12 protein-coding genes and 2 pseudogenes are annotated in these 14,945 nt (G+C 64.4%); 9 read left to right on the top strand and 5 right to left on the bottom strand.

What is annotated here, in order from left to right; translation table 11 throughout:
• Positions 1–116, top strand: a pseudogene (locus AC1DXX_RS31310) (aldo/keto reductase); the annotation flags it as partial.
• Positions 117–119: 3 nt separating this feature from the next.
• Here AC1DXX_RS31310 and AC1DXX_RS31305 read toward each other — a convergent pair.
• Positions 120–1,013: a LysR substrate-binding domain-containing protein gene (locus AC1DXX_RS31305; RefSeq protein WP_478138096.1), complete on the bottom strand. Its 894-nt coding sequence runs from the start codon at positions 1,011–1,013 to the stop codon at positions 120–122.
• Between the two features lie 108 nt (positions 1,014–1,121).
• On the opposite strand from AC1DXX_RS31305, the gene AC1DXX_RS31300 reads away from it, so the two are divergent.
• From AC1DXX_RS31300 to AC1DXX_RS31275, 6 genes and pseudogenes are all read left to right on the top strand, one after another.
• A complete protein-coding gene (locus tag AC1DXX_RS31300; RefSeq protein ID WP_478138095.1) occupies positions 1,122–2,267 on the top strand; it encodes a branched-chain amino acid ABC transporter substrate-binding protein in 1,146 nt (381 codons plus the stop codon).
• Between the two features lie 13 nt (positions 2,268–2,280).
• Positions 2,281–3,186, top strand: coding sequence for a delta(1)-pyrroline-2-carboxylate reductase family protein (locus AC1DXX_RS31295; RefSeq protein WP_478138094.1), 906 nt, complete (start codon positions 2,281–2,283; stop codon positions 3,184–3,186).
• Positions 3,187–3,209: 23 nt separating this feature from the next.
• The gene (locus AC1DXX_RS31290; protein WP_478138098.1) at positions 3,210–4,382 is read left to right on the top strand and encodes an NAD(P)/FAD-dependent oxidoreductase; all 1,173 of its coding nucleotides are present in this window, start codon (positions 3,210–3,212) and stop codon (positions 4,380–4,382) included.
• A 273-nt stretch (positions 4,383–4,655) separates the two neighbouring features.
• Positions 4,656–5,777, top strand: a pseudogene (locus AC1DXX_RS31285) (RHS repeat domain-containing protein); the annotation flags it as partial.
• Between the two features lie 276 nt (positions 5,778–6,053).
• On the top strand, positions 6,054–9,200 hold the full coding sequence (locus AC1DXX_RS31280; RefSeq protein WP_478138097.1) for an RHS repeat-associated core domain-containing protein: 3,147 nt from the start codon (positions 6,054–6,056) through the stop codon (positions 9,198–9,200).
• 17 nt (positions 9,201–9,217) lie between these two features.
• On the top strand, positions 9,218–9,517 hold the full coding sequence (locus tag AC1DXX_RS31275) for a hypothetical protein (RefSeq protein WP_478138093.1): 300 nt from the start codon (positions 9,218–9,220) through the stop codon (positions 9,515–9,517).
• A 164-nt stretch (positions 9,518–9,681) separates the two neighbouring features.
• On the opposite strand, the gene AC1DXX_RS31270 is transcribed toward AC1DXX_RS31275, so the two are convergent.
• A complete protein-coding gene (locus AC1DXX_RS31270) occupies positions 9,682–9,978 on the bottom strand; it encodes a hypothetical protein (protein ID WP_478138092.1) in 297 nt (98 codons plus the stop codon).
• Positions 9,979–10,356: 378 nt separating this feature from the next.
• Between AC1DXX_RS31270 and AC1DXX_RS31265 the strand changes: the two genes are divergently transcribed.
• Both AC1DXX_RS31265 and AC1DXX_RS31260 read left to right on the top strand, forming a co-directional pair.
• Positions 10,357–11,382, top strand: coding sequence for a class I fructose-bisphosphate aldolase (locus AC1DXX_RS31265; protein ID WP_478138091.1), 1,026 nt, complete (start codon positions 10,357–10,359; stop codon positions 11,380–11,382).
• Between the two features lie 25 nt (positions 11,383–11,407).
• Positions 11,408–12,703, top strand: a complete 1,296-nt coding sequence (locus AC1DXX_RS31260; RefSeq protein WP_478138090.1) for an acetyl-CoA hydrolase/transferase family protein — start codon at positions 11,408–11,410, stop codon at positions 12,701–12,703.
• Position 12,704: 1 nt separating this feature from the next.
• Here AC1DXX_RS31260 and msrA read toward each other — a convergent pair whose 3' ends face one another.
• The 3 genes from msrA to AC1DXX_RS31245 form a co-directional block, all read right to left on the bottom strand.
• Positions 12,705–13,406 carry a peptide-methionine (S)-S-oxide reductase MsrA gene (msrA, locus tag AC1DXX_RS31255; RefSeq protein ID WP_478138089.1) on the bottom strand — a complete coding sequence of 234 codons (702 nt, stop codon included), beginning with the start codon at positions 13,404–13,406 and terminating at the stop codon, positions 12,705–12,707.
• Positions 13,407–13,491: 85 nt separating this feature from the next.
• Complete coding sequence (locus tag AC1DXX_RS31250; protein WP_478138088.1) at positions 13,492–13,758, bottom strand: pentapeptide MXKDX repeat protein; 267 nt, start codon at positions 13,756–13,758, stop codon at positions 13,492–13,494.
• A 105-nt stretch (positions 13,759–13,863) separates the two neighbouring features.
• Complete coding sequence (locus AC1DXX_RS31245; protein WP_478138087.1) at positions 13,864–14,655, bottom strand: molybdopterin-binding protein; 792 nt, start codon at positions 14,653–14,655, stop codon at positions 13,864–13,866.
• Between the last annotated feature and the right edge of the window lie 290 nt (positions 14,656–14,945).

Raw genomic sequence — 14,945 nt, 5'->3', positions numbered from 1 at the left:
GCAGGAACCTCACGACAGCGCAGGTCGCCGAGCTCGATGCGGCCAGCGCCACGACGCGGGCCTATCCCAACTGGCACCAGCAGGGCTTTCTCGAGCGCAACCCCACCCCGGTCTAGGGCCTAGGCAGGTGTCAACCCGAGCACCCACTGCTTGAAGTGCTCCAGCGCCCCGGAGGCCGGACGGCCTTCGGGGTACGCGAAGTAGTAGCCTTGGCGCACGTCCAGGTGGCGGTCAACCGGGATCACCAGCTCGCCGGTGCGCAGTTCGTGCTCGACCAGGATGCGCGGCGCCAGGCCGATGCCCATGCCGGCCGCCGTTGCCGCAACCACCATCGTGAACAGCTCGTAGCGCGGCCCGCGTGAAGCGTGCACCGTGTACTCCCAGCCCTGCTGCGCATACCAGTCGCGCCACGCATGCGCGCGCGTGCTCAGGTGCACGTGGCGGCAGCGCTCGAAGCCCGCTTCGTCCCACGGCCCGTTGGCATCGCGAAAGGCCGGGCTGCAGACCGGCACCATCTCGCCTTCGGAAAAGATCAGCCCGCCGCGCGTGTTGGGCCAGAACTGGTCGCCGAAATAGATGGCCGCGTCGTAGGCGTTTTCCTGGAACGAGAAGGGCTGCGAGCGTGCCGACAGGTTGACGGTGATGTTCGGGTGCAGCCGGCTGAAGTCGGGCAGCCGTGGAATCAGCCACTGGGTCGCAAAGGTCGGCACCACGGCCAGCTCCAGCACGAAGCCCATGTCGTGGCCGGCGCTGATCTCCAGCGTGTCGCGGCGGATCTGGTCGAGGTGGCGACGGATGCGCGCCGCGTACTCGCGCCCCACGTCGGTGAGCGTGAGCCGCCGGCGCACGCGCGAGAACAGCGGCACGCCGAGCCGCTGCTCGAGCATCGCCACCTGCCGCCCGACCGCGCTCTGCGTCAGCGCYAGCTCGGCCGCGGCGCGGGTGAAGCTCTCCAGCCGCGCCGAAGCCTCGAAGGCCTGGAGCGCGCCGAGGTTGGGAATGTCTTTTCTCATCGATACCTTCCGGGGCTGCACAACGTTGTGAGTATTTAGCGTTTGTTCCGCATGCCGCCGCGACTCTATTCTGCGTGCCGACCCGCCAACGATACGAGGAGACTTCCGATGATTGTCTTGCGCACCCGTCGCACTGCCCTGGGCATTGCACTGGCTTCCGTCCTTGGGCTGCCCGCTGTTGCACTCGCACAGGCCGAGCAGACCGTCACCATCGGCCACGCCGGCCCGCTCACCGGCGGCGCGGCCCACTGGGGCAAGGACAACGACAACGGGGCGCGCCTCGCGGTCGAAGACCTCAACAAGCAGGGCCTCGTGATCGGCGGCAAGAAGATCAAGTTCGTGCTCCAGTCCGAGGACGACCAGGCCGACCCCAAGCAGGCCATGGTGGTGGCCAACAAGCTGGCCGACATGGGCGTGAAGGGCATGCTCGGGCACTTCAACTCGGGCGCCGCCATCCCGGCCTCGGCCGTCTACAGCCGCGCGGGCCTGCCCGATGTGTCGACCGCCACCAACCCGACCTTCACCAGGCAGGGCTACGACAACGTCTTCCGCATCCTGGCCAGCGACGACGACGTGGGCATGGCCATCGCCAACTTCACGGTGAACGACCTGAAGGCAAAGAAGATCGCGGTGATCGACGACCGCACCGCCTACGGCCAGGGCGCCGCCGAGGTGTTCTCGCGCGGCGTGAAGGGGCTGGGCGGCACCATCGTCGCGCAGGAGTTCGGCAGCGACAAGGCCACCGACTTCATGGCCATTCTCACCAGCATCAAAGCCAAGCAGCCCGACGTGGTGTTCTACGGCGGCATGGACGCGCAGGGCGGCCTGATCGCCCGCCAGATGAAGCAGCTCGGCATCACGGCCAAGCTGCTCGGCACCGACGGCCTGTGCACCAACGAAGTCGCCAAGATCAGCGGCGGCGCGGTCGACGACCTGCTGTACTGCACGCGCGGCGGCAAGGAGATCGAGAAGACCGCCAGGGGCGCGGAGTTCGAGCAGCGCTACAAGGCCCGCTTCGGCGTCGAGGTGCTGACCTATGCGCCGTACCTCTACGACGCCATGATGGCGCTGGCGGCCGGCATGCGTGCGGCCAACTCGGTCGAGCCGCAGGCGTACCTGCCCGCGATGCGCAAGGTGAAGTTCGACGGCGTCACCGGCAACATCAGCTTCGATGCCAAGGGCAACCTGCAGAAGCCGGACTTCACCGTCTTCACCTACAAGGACGGCAAGCGCGTCCGCGTGGCGGGCTCCTGAGCCAACGGCACGCATGCGGACGTTGAACGCGGCGGAAACGGCGGCCGCGCTGCCCTACGGCGCGCTGGTCGAAGCGCTGCTGCAGATGTTCGAACGCGAACGCCGCGGCGAGGCCCATGCGGCGCCCAGAACCTCGGTGCCGCTCGCGGGCGGCGGCGTGCTGCTGCTCATGCCCGCGGCGGACCCGCGCTTCGCCGCGCTCAAGACAGTGACCGTGCACGCCGGCAATGCCGCCAAGGGATTGCCGGTGGTGCAGGGCGATGTGACGCTGATGGATGCCGCCACAGGCGTGCGGCTGCTTTCCATGGACGGCAACGTGCTGACCGCCCGGCGCACCGCGGCGCTGTCGCTGGCCGGTGCGGCGAGGGCAGGGCGCCACATCGGCAGCCGCATGCTGCTGATCGGTGCGGGCGTGCAGGCGCGCGCGCATGCCGAGGCCTTCGTGGAGGTCGCGGGTGTGCGCCGCCTCTGGGTTCACGCCCGTTCGCAAGCCCATGCCGAACAACTGGCGCAACACCTGCGCACCCTCGGCGTGGAGGCCGATGCGATCGCCGATCCGTCGAGCGTCTCCGAAGAGGCCGACGTGATCGTCGCCGCGACCAACGCTTCGAGTCCGGTGGTCCCGCTGCAACTGCGGCCGGACGCCACCGTGATCGCCATCGGCGCCTACCGCGCCGACATGGCCGAGGTGCCGCCCGAACTGGTGCGGCGCTGCGCCGTGTTTGTGGATACGCTGGAGGGCGCGCGCACCGAAGCGGGCGACCTGATCCAGGCGGGCATCGACTGGTCCGGCGTGCAGGCTTTCGCGACGGCATCGCCTGCGGCAGAAGGCCGGCCGGTGCTGGTCAAGACCGTGGGCCACGCGCTGTGGGACCTGGCGGCGGCGCAACTGGCGTACCTGCATCAACAACAGCAATGAGCGGCAAGGAAGGCAAGCATTTCATGCGTCGAGTGGTGATCATCGGCGGCGGGGCCATCGGCTCCGCCATCGCCTACTTCCTGACACTGGACCCGAAGGCGGAGCCCTTCGAGGTCACGGTGGTCGAGCGCGACTTCTCGTACACGCAGGCGTCGTCGGCCCTGTCRGCCAGCTCGATACGGCAACAGTTCTCGACCGCCATCAACATCGAGATGTCGCTCTACGGCATCGACTTCTTCCGCCACCTCGGCGAGACCCTGCGCGTCGGCGACGACGTGCCCGACATCGGCCTGGTCGAGCCGGGCTACCTGTACCTGGCCTCGCCGGCGGGCGTCGATGTGCTGCGCGAGAACCACGCGATGCAGAAGGCGCACGCGGTGGACGTGGCGCTGATGACGCCCGATGAGCTGAAGGCGCGTTTCCCCTGGATCTCGACCGAAGGCGTTGCACTCGCATCGCTGGGCCTGTCGGGCGAGGGCTGGTACGACGGCTACAGCCTGCTGCAGGCCTTTCGCAAAAAGGCCGCATCGCAAGGTGCGCGCTATGTGCAGGCGCATGCAACGGGGCTGCGCCGAAATGGCCGCGCTGCAACGGGCGTGCAGCTCGACAGCGGCGAGACGCTCGATGCCGACGTGGTGGTCAACGCCGCCGGCGCGTGGGCCGCGAAGGTGGCCGGCTGGGCCGGCATCGAACTGCCCGTGCGCGGCCGCCGCCGCAGCGTGTTCAGCTTCTCGTGCCCCCAGACCTTGCCGGGCTGTCCGCTGGTGATCGACACCTCGGGCATCTGGCTGCGCCCCGAAGGCCGCCAGTTCATCTGCGGCTTCGCGCCGCCCGAAGACCAGGACCCCGACGACGCGCCGCTCGAGGTGGAATACAGCGCCTTCGACGACTTCATCTGGCCTTCGCTCGCCGAACGCGTACCCGCCTTCGAGGCCATCCGCATGACCGGCGCATGGGCCGGCTACTACGAGATGAACGTCTTCGACCACAACGCGATCCTCGGCCTGCACCCGGACTGCGACAACCTGTTCTTTGCCAATGGCTTCTCGGGGCACGGACTGCAGCAATGTCCCGCCGCCGGGCGCGGCGTGGCCGAGCTGATCCGCTTCGGCGAATACCGCAGCCTCGATCTCTCGCCGGTTTCGTTCGCGCGGATTCTCGAGAACCGGCCGCTGGTTGAAAGGAACGTGATCTAGTAGCCGAATCGAATGAGTCGCGGCCCGACAACGCTTGTCAATGCGTGCCGCGTACTTTCATTTTCAGATCGATGCTGCATTTCGATGTGCCTTCGATCTGTCGTTGTCTGCGTGTGGCCTTTCGGCTAGTCTGAAACAACTTGTACGGAGTGCGCTGCGTGGCGGTGCGCGTCATCTGAGGGGGTGATCGACTGTTCAAGAAATTCTGCCTGCTGCCGCAATTGAATTTGACCACCGCAGCAGAGGACACACGAGATTCAACGAGGAAGATCAATGATTGCAGGATGGCTTCGGGTGGTGTGGTGGAAGTTGCGTGGCCAAGTGGGGATGGGCGCATTTGTTAAGTTTTGCGGGGTGCTCTTAATTTCGAGTGTTCTTGCCTCTGCAGCACATGCCCAGATTCCTCCAAAAATTAGATATATAGCCGACCATACTCGTCAGCCAGATGGATTTCCAACTCGTTTAGAGGCTTGTGTTGACATCGTGAGTCAAATAAACGCGGAATATGGGCCTCTGCCTCAAGGTCAATATCCCTGGATTTGGAAAAATCCACGGTTGAGTTCAGACGGTCAAACGTGCATCGTTGATCTGTATTGGAAAGAGCCAGCTGGCGTATTGGGGATTGCGAATTATGGAGGTGCGTCCATCGGTTATCGCCAAGATTGCCCAAGCAAAAGCAGTCTGTATATGGGCAGTTGCGTCTGTCAGGACGGCCTGCAAGGCGATGTCGCTTCATTTGCTTGCCGGCCTGCGGAGCCGGTGCAGGGTATAGGGCAATGTACGCCCGACGGCCTGTCTGCCGGGCATCCCATCTTGCCAGCCACACAAGAGAAGTACCGCGCTGAGACTGACTGGAATGACGGAGGGGCAGCGCCCATCTCCTTTATGCGCACTTACCGCAGTAGCTGGGGTTTGGATGCTACTGATACATCGGCAAAGCTGGGCCCAGGCTGGGGACACAATCACTCGTGGCAGTTGGTTAAATCGTCCGACGGTCTGCGTATCTCTATCGTTTTGCCAGGGGGATATAACCGTAGTTTCATAAAGCAAACCGTCTCTTCCAATACATGGGTCGCCGACAATGGTGCCGACGTGCTGACTGAGGCCGGTGATGCTTGGATCTACAAGAGCGCCGAGGACGACAGTGTTCTGGCCTTCACTTCCGATGGCAAGCTGCAGACCAGAACCGAGCGCGGCGGTTTCAGCTACGCCTACACCTACGACGGGTCTGGCCGTCTAGCCACTGTGAGCAACGGCTTCGGCAGAGCCCTCGTTTTCGCATACGCCGGTAACAAGCTCGCCACCGTCACCACCCCCGACGGACGCGCCATTGGCTACAGCTACGACACCCAGGGCCGCCTGGCCACTGTCTTGTACCCCGACGGCAAAAGCCGGGGCTTCCTTTACGAGAACAGCACCTACCCCAACGCACTCACCGGCATCATTGATGAAGCTGGTGTCCGCTGGGGCACCTTCGCTTATAGCAGCCTGGGCCAAGCCATCAGCACCGAGCTGGCAGGCGGTGTTGATCGCTATGAAGTCAGTTACCCCGGTATTGGAGCCCAAGTCAAAGATCCCTTGGGGACAACACGAGAGTATCGATACCAAGTTGATTCGGGCAAGGTGGCGGTTCGCTATGCCACGCGTCCATCAGGATCGAGGCAACCTGACATGGGGTGGCGTACGCAGGACGCCAACGGCCTAGTCACCTCGGAGACCGACTTCAATGCCACGCGCACCAACACCGTGTGGGACGTGCCCCGGCGCCTGCCCATCAGCGTCACGGAGTCCGCTGGCACCCCCGAGGCGCGTACAGTGACCACCCAGTGGCATGCCACCATGGCGCTCCCGGTGCTCGTCACCGAGACCGGCAGGACCACCGCCTACACCTGGGACGCGCAGGGCCGCATGCTCAGCAAGAGCGAGACCGACGCCCTCGTCTCGCCTAACACCACCAGGAACTGGAGCTGGGGCTATAACGCCCAGGGCCTGGTGGCCAGCGAACAGACCCCCAGTGAGGCCGCCACCAGCTACACCTACGACACAAGAGGCAACGTTCWCACGTCGACCAACGCCCTGGGCCATGTTCGCAGCTACACCTGGGACACAGGCAACCGGCTTGTAGGCCAGACCGAGCCCAACGGCCTGATCACGACCTACACCTACGACGCCCGCGACCGCCTGCTGACCCAAACCGTCGGCGGTCAAACCGCCACGCTCACCTACAGGCCCTACGGCACCGTCGAGACGATCACGCTGCCCACGGGCCTTGCGCTGACCTACACCTACGACGCAGCCCACCGTCTCACCGGCTGGAGCAACAACCGTGGCGAGAGCGGCACCTACACCCTCGATGGCATGGGCAATCGCACCGCCGAGCAGATCAAGGACAGCGCCGGCAACGCCGCCTGGAGCGTGGCGCGCACCATCAACAGCATCAACCGCCTCAGTGCCAAGACCGAAGGCCCGAACCAGACCCGCACCTTCGACTACGACGCCAACGGCGAATTGACCCGCGCGACCAACGGCCTGAACCAGAGCACCCAGTACGGCCTCGATGGCCTGCGCCGCGTCAAGGCCGTGACCGATGCAGCCAACGCGACCGCCGCCCTGAAGTACAACGCCCTCGATGCCGTCACCGAAGCCAAGGATTTCAAGGGCGTGGTCACTGGCTACACCCGCGATGCCCAGGGTAATGCGACGACCGAGAGCAGTGCTGATGCCGGTGGTGCGAGCACCCAGTACGACGCCCTTGGCCTGCCCAGCCAGATCACTGACGCACTGGGCCAGGCAACAACGATCACGCGCGACGCATTGGGCCGTCCGACCAGCCTCGTCTTCGCCGACGGCAAGACCACCACGCTGCGCTACGACCTCACGGCGAACAGCAAGGGCTATCTCTCCGAAATCGTCGACCGCAGTGGCACCACCGAGTACACGCGAGATGTGTTTGGTCGCGTGACTCTGAAGAAGCAGACCCTGGCCAACGGCAGCGTCCAGCAGGTCAGCTACGCCTACAACCCCAACGGCACGCTGGCGAGCATCGGCTATCCCAACGGCGCAACGCTCGCCCATGTCTACGACGCCACCGGCCGACTCTCGGGCCTGAACTGGAACGGCACCCCCCTCGTCACCAACCTCGCCTGGAACCCCCTGGGCCAGCCCACCGCCTGGACCTGGGCCTTCGCGTCGCCTGCCGTGGCCGCCAACCGCAGCTACGACACCGCCGGCCGCCTGAGCGCCACCGAGTTCAGCAGCTACGTCTACGACGCCGCCGGCCGCATCACCAGCCTGACGCAGAATCTTTATCAGCCCGGCGACACCGACCCCACCCACAGCACCATCGCCAGCGGCAACACCACCTGGAGCGTCGCCTACAACACGGTCGGCCGCATCACGGGCTTCAACGCCACCGGCAACACCGCCGGCTTCGGCTACGACGCCAACGGCGACCGCGCGAGCAGCACCCGGGTCCTCAACGGCCTGAACACCAGCCGCACCTACACGGTGGGCGCCGCGAGCAACCGGCTCACCGGCTTCACCCAGAGCATCAATGGCGCCAGCAACACCAGCGTCAGCTACGGCTACAACGCCAACGGCGACCTCCTGAGCGATGGCCTGCGCAGCTACACCTACGACGCCGAAGGACGCCTGGCCGCAGCCACCACCGGCGCCACCGACGTCAGCCCGACCACGCGCTACGCGCACAACGCGCTGGGCCAGCGCGTCTTCAAGACCGAGCCGCTGTACCCGCCCAGCCAGGGCGACGAAGCCGACCCGGGCTTCATGCAGAGCCTGATCGCGTTCTTCACCCGGCTGTGGAGTCCTGCCACGAATCAGGCCGAGCAGCTGGGCTATGCCTACGTCTACGACGAGCAGGGCACCCTGATCGCGGAAGCCGGCAGCGGCGGCACCCACAGCGCGGGCCAGGCGCAGTACCTCTACCTGCCCACGGCCAATGGGCCGATGCCGATTGCGGCCATCGTCAACGGCGCCACCTACGCGGTGCACAGCGATCACCTGAACACGCCGCGCAAGCTGACGAACGCCGATGGCCAGGCGGTCTGGCAGTGGAGCTACAGCGCGTTCGGGGAAGACAAGCCGACGCTGGCGAAGAACCGGTTTGCCAATCTGGAGACGACGCCAAACCCGGGCACGACCAACCTCTCGGAGGTGAAGTTCAACCTGCGGTATCCGGGGCAGTATGCGGATGAGGAGTCGGGGCTGTTCTACAACGGGTATCGGACGTATGACCCGAGAGTTGGTCGTTATACGCAGGGCGATCCAATCGGGCTTGACGGTGGATGGAATCGGTTCGGCTACGTCGGTGGAAATCCACTGGGGTTTACCGACCCTACGGGCTTAGCTCCTCAGTGCAAGTGGGTCGGACTCGTCCTTGTATGCAGTTCAACACCGCCGCTAGTCAGCCCGGATGGAATTCCCATCGAGCCAACTGGTATTCCGTGGCCCAAGCTGCTGCCTCAACCGTGGGTAGATGGAATCAAGGATGCCTGTAAGGGACTTGGAGATTGGATGTTCAACCGATTCCCTGATCGGAAATTGCCACGCGATCTGCATGGCAATCCGACTCCTGATCCCGAGGCCGATGGTCCGTATACACAACTCGGGCAAAAGGACGGCCGCAAAGGAAAGTACGATCAGGCGCGTGAGTTCGACGCAAGCGGGAGGCCAGTACGAGACATAGATTTCACCGATCATGGTCGTCCTGGAAATCATCCGAACCCGCATCAACATGACTACCTGCCCAACGGAACTGGTGGTACACCGCAACGAGGGCCAACAAGGCCTCTCAATTAGAGAAGGGAGTGCTCCGAATGTTCGACTCGATCAATGACTTGCCAATCTCAGGGGAAGCTGTCGCCGCAGCACTCGTCGCCCAATTTGGGCGAGATGAGCGTTGGCTACTGTCTGATATTGAAACTCTTACGGACGTTGAGGCCCTTGCTCTCGGCGATCTTTGGCGCCACACACAACAAGCGCCAATTGCGCTTACGACAGGCGACCTTTGCTCGGCTTTGGTTCTGGCGAGCCAGATTGTTTGCCTTGATATCCATTTGGAGTCGGACCCGACTGTTCAGCTCCTAATCGAAGATGGATCGCGGGTGATTCCGTGAGAAGCGGGCCAGTCAAGCCGTGACTCCGCTGGGCCCAGCTTCCCCGCTGGGCCTTGTTCATCACCGCCCGAAGAATTTTCGAACAATCGACGGTCCGAGCAGACCCGTCAGGAACGGATGGCGCTCGATAGGGATGCAAGGAGTAGGAAAGCAAGCCCGTTACGTCAGGCTGGTGCACCGCCTTCGCTCAAGGCGACACGCAACAACTGCATCGTGGAGTCGGCTGTTTCGATCCGCCGCCGCAGTTCTTCATTGACCAGCCCGACCAGCGCACTGAGTTCCATGCGATTCGGACAAACCTCTTGCGTGTCGCTCGTGTGCTGCGGGTCGATGAGTTTTTCAAGACACGCATATGCACGCCGCACAACATGAAGGCTGTCAATGTCATCGCATGCCTGCAGCGCGAGCGATTCGGCGCTGGCAGGTTCAGAAGATTCGGGGAACGCGGGAGCGTGAGCCATCAATGGCCTCCAAGAGGTGCGGTTTGCTGAAACCGCCGCTCCCGAGACCAATCGGAGGCGGCAGCTCGACGGGTTGGTCTACCGGGCACCTCTTGCGAGAACCGGCCGGGCTCGCGCCCGCCCGTCGAGCCGCCAAAACTGGAGGCACGAACGACAAAGCCGCAGATCCTTGCGGTGAAACTGCGGCTTTCGTCGCAGAGATGCTTCAGGAGACCAATCCCGATCACGTTTTTTTGACGTGACCAGCCCAGTATAGCCACGCAAATAGCTGCACGTCGAAGAGGGTCCAGAGGCTCTGATTGCATCGCCAGCAGCACCGTCATCTAGTCGGCAGCCAAGCCGAAGCGTACGATCCCCGCAAGCGAGGGACACAGCACCATGACTTCACAGGCATTGATCGACACCGCACAGGCGCTGGTCGCCGGCGACAAGGGCTTGCTCGCGATGGACGAGAGCAACGCCACCTGCAACAAGCGCTTCGCGGCGCTGGGCATTCCCCAGACCGCGGACGCGAGGCGCGACTGGCGAGAGTTGATCGTCACCGCGCCGGGCCTGGCCGACAGCATCAGCGGCGCGATCCTGTTCGACGAGACCCTCCGCCAGAAGACGAACGCGGGCCAGCCCTTCGCCAAGGCGCTGGAGGGCGCAGGCATCATTCCCGGCATCAAGGTCGACACCGGTGCGAAGGCGCTGGCGGGCCATGCCGGGGAGACGGTCACCGAAGGCCTGGACGGCCTGCGCGAGCGCCTGGCCGAGTACGCCGGCATGGGGGCGCGCTTCGCCAAGTGGCGCGGGGTCATCACGCCGGGCGCCGGCTTGCCGAGCCGTGCCTGCATCGAGGTCAACGCCCACGCGCTGGCCCGCTATGCGGCCCTGTGCCAGGAGGCCGGGCTCGTTCCCGTCGTCGAGCCCGAAGTGCTGATGGAGGGCGGTCATTCCCTCGCACGATGCGCAGAAATCACGGAAGAGACCCTGCACGAGGTCTTTGCCCAACTGCGTTCGCAGGGCGTGCTGCTGGAAGGCATGCTGCTGAAGCCGAACATGGTGCTGCCAGGGGAGGCCTGCCCGAAGCAGGAGTCCGTGGACGAGGTGGCCGATGCCACGGTGTCGTGCCTGTTGCGGGCCGTGCCCGCGGCCGTGCCGGGCATCGCGTTCCTGTCGGGTGGCCAGTCGGCGCAGCTCGCTTCCGCGCGGTTGAACGCCATGAACGCGAGGTTCAAGTCGCGGCTGCCCTGGGCGCTGGCGTTTTCATACTCCCGCGCTGTGCAGAAACCGGCGCTGGACGCCTGGAAAGGCGAAGCCGCCCATGTTGCATCGGCACAGCAGGCGCTGGTGCACCGCGCCCGCTGCAACCAGGCCGCGCGCCGGGGCGACTACGACGTGCAGACGGACGCGCCGAAATAGAAGAGAAAGCGCATAGTCCGGGCTCATGACCATTCACGACCTGTACAGGCAAAAACTCGTTTCTGCCTCCGATGCCGTTCGCCAGGTGCGCAACGGCGACCTGATCGTCGTGCCGACCGGCGTCGGCGAACCGCCATCGCTGCTCACGGCGCTGTCGGAGCAGCGGCTCGACTTCCGCGACGTCAAGGTGGCGCAGATCCTCGCGATGCGCAAGTACGCGTACATCGATCCGCAGACCGTGGACCATGTGCGCCACGTCGCATTCTTTTTCGGCGGCGCCACCCGCGCCGGCGGGCAGGAAGGCTGGATCGATTTCATCCCCAACTACTTCTCGGAAATCCCGGCCCAGATCGAGCGCGGGCAGATCCCGGCCGAGGTGGTCTTCAGCATGGCCTCGCCGATGGATGCCCACGGCTACTTCGCCGTGAGCCTGGGGGCCGACTACACCATGGCCGCCATCGCCAAGGCGCGCGCGGTGGTGCTCGAGGTGAATCCGAACGTGCCCTTTGCCTACGGCAACTGTCACGTGCACATCTCGCAGGTGGCGGCCCTGGTCGAAAGCGATGCGCCGGTGATGGAAGTCGGGTTGCCGAAGATTGGCCCCGTGCAGGAAGCCATCGGCAAGCAGGTGGCCGACCTGATCGATGACGGCTCGACATTGCAGATCGGCTACGGCGGCATCCCTGACGCGGTGGTGATGCAACTCACGCACAAGCGCGACCTCGGCATCCACACCGAGATGATCGGCGACGGCATCCTGAAGCTGATCGAGTGCGGGGCCGTCACCAATCGACGCAAGAACTATCTGCCCGGCAAGACCATCGCCACCTTCGCGCTGGGGTCGAACAAGCTCTACCGCTTCATGGACCGCAACCCGGGCCTGGAGATGCACCCGGTCGACTTCACCAACGACCCCACGCTGGCAGGGCGCAACGACAACCTGATTGCCATCAACGCCACCTTGCAGATCGATCTGCTGGGCCAGTGCGGCTCGGAGAGCCTGGGGCACGCGCCTTATTCGGGCACCGGCGGCCAGTCGGACTTCGTGCGCTCGGCCAACCGCTCGCGCGGCGGCAAGGCCTTCATCGTGCTGCCCTCGACGGCCAGGGGCGACACCATCTCGCGCATCGTGCCCTCGCTCTCGCCGGGCACCCATGTGAGTACCAGCAAGAACGACATCAACTATGTCGTCACCGAATACGGTGTTGCCCAGCTGCGCGGCAAGTCGGCGAAGCAGCGGGCACAAGAACTCATCGCAATCGCTCACCCGGACTTCCGGGCGGAGCTGACCGAGCAGGCGAAGCGCGCGAAGCTTTTCTGACTCAGCTGGATTTCGCCGCGCGCACCAGCGACGGCGTGGCCTTGTAGCTCTCGGGGAACAGCTTCTTCAGGTCGTCGATCTTCGGCATGTCGTTGATCGCGATGTAGGGCTGGCTCGGATGGAGCGTCAGGTAGTCCTGGTGGTAGTCCTCGGCCGCATAGAAGGGCTTCGACGTCTCGATGGTCGTTGCGAGCGGCTTGCCGAAGGTCTTGGCCTGGTTCAGCTGCGCGATGTATTCCCTGGCGATGCGGGCCTGCTCGGCATTTTCTGCAAACACGGTCGAGCGGTATTGGGTGCCGGTGTCCGGCCCTTGCCGGTTCAGCTCGGTCGGGTCGTGCGCCACCGAGAAGTAGATCTGCAGCAGCTTGCCGTAGCTGATCTGCTGCGGGTCGTAGGTGATGCGCACCGATTCGGCATGGCCGGTGCGGCCCGAGCCGACTTCGTCGTAGCGTGCCGTCTTGGCGTCGCCGCCGGAATAGCCCGACACCGCGTTGCTCACGCCCTTGACGCGCTGGAACACGCCCTGCACGCCCCAGAAGCAGCCGCCGGCGAACACGGCGGTTTCGGTTTTTGCGGTGGCCGGCGCCACCAGGTCGGCCGTGGGCGCCGGCACGCGCCGGGCCGTCTCGGCGAACGAGGGCACGGCATGCCAGACGAGGGCCGCGGCAGCCAGTGTGCCGACGGTGAATGCGAGGGATCTCATGGGTTGTCCTTGAAGGAGGTTTAGTCGCCGACGCCGATGGGAGCGACATTGCCGCCGATTCCACCGGCCGTCAATGTCGCGTTGCTTACTTCTTCATCTCGTCCTTGCCCATGGCGTCCTTGGACATGGCGTCTTTCTTCATGCCGTCCTTGGCCATCGAATCTTTCTTCATTCCGTCCTTGGACATCGAGTCTTTCGCCATGGAGTCTTTCTTCATGCCGTCCTTCTTCATTCCGTCCTTCGACATCGAATCCTTGGACATGCCGTCCTTCGCCATGTCGTCGGCGGCAAAGGCCGAGGCGCCGGCAAAGGCCATGCAGGTTGCGAGCAGGGTTGCGGTGAGCTTGTTCATTTTGGAATCTTCCAGTTGAGGTTTCATTTTTCAAAAAAGAATGGCGCGGTTCCAGGGAACACGGCCTCGTGCTTTCATCGGCAGTCGAGTCGTCCGGAAGAGGACTCAGCTCCCTCCGAACCAGTTGTAGCCCTGGTCTTCCCAGTAGCCACCGGGATAGGTGTTGGTGACGAACATTGCCTTGATGTGCTTCGGGTTCTTGTAGCCAAGCTTGGTCGGCATCCGAAGCTTCATCGGAAAGCCGTACTTCGGCGGCAGGGGCTGGCCGTCGTAGGTCAGCGTCAGCAGCGTCTGCGGGTGCAGGGCGGTGGGCATGTCGATGCTGGTGTAGTAGTCGTCGGCGCACTTGAAGCCGACATACTTGGCCGTGGTGTCCGCGCCGATGTGCCGCAGGAAGTCGGCAAAGCGCACGCCACCCCATTTGCCGATGGCGCTCCAGCCTTCGACGCAGATGTGCCGCGTGACCTGGTCGTGCTGCGGCATGGCGCGCAGCTCGGCGAGCGTCCAGCTGCGCTTGTCGGCGACCATGCCGGTCACTTCGAGCTTGTAGCTGGCCTCGTCTACCTCGCGGATCTCGTCTTCGCCGTAATAGGCGTTGAACGGAAAGGGCCGCGTGATCATCGACTCGGGGTACGTTTCCGCGAGCTGCGCCGGGTTGAAGATCAGGCCCTGCACCTTGTCGTTGAAGCGCGAGATCTTCGAGAGCGCGGCCTCGACATGGCTGTCGTCGCTGATGCTGCAGCCGGTGAGCAGCGAGAGGCCGCCGAGCGTCAGCGAGCGCTGCAGGAAGGCGCGGCGCGCGGGCTGATCGAGCTTCTTCGCGATCAGCGAGCGGGCTTCTTGCACCACGGCATTGCCGTCGACGCTGGTCATGGTGGGGGCTTTGAGAATTCTCATGTCAGTTGTCCGTTGCGGCTTGAAGTCGACGTTCGGGGTGCGTGCACAGGCCACCGGGTGCTCCCCTCCGCGAATGTCCCCCGCTTCGCTCCTCCTTTATTTCGCTGCGGGGAGCACCCGGTGGCCTGTGCACGAGGGCACGCTGCCGATTTGCGGCCGATCAACAAGTGCTCTGAGCGATCACGCCGATGGTGTGCTCTGCGCAGCGAAATAAAGGAGGAGGCATGCGGCCCTAGGCCGCGCCGGGGGACATTCGCGGAGCAGAGCACACCGTCGGCGTGATCGCGCCC

This window comes from Variovorax sp. P4_B10 (assembly GCF_056402375.1).
Note: the sequence above shows the minus strand (reverse complement) of the source record. Positions and strands in the feature narration are given on the sequence as shown.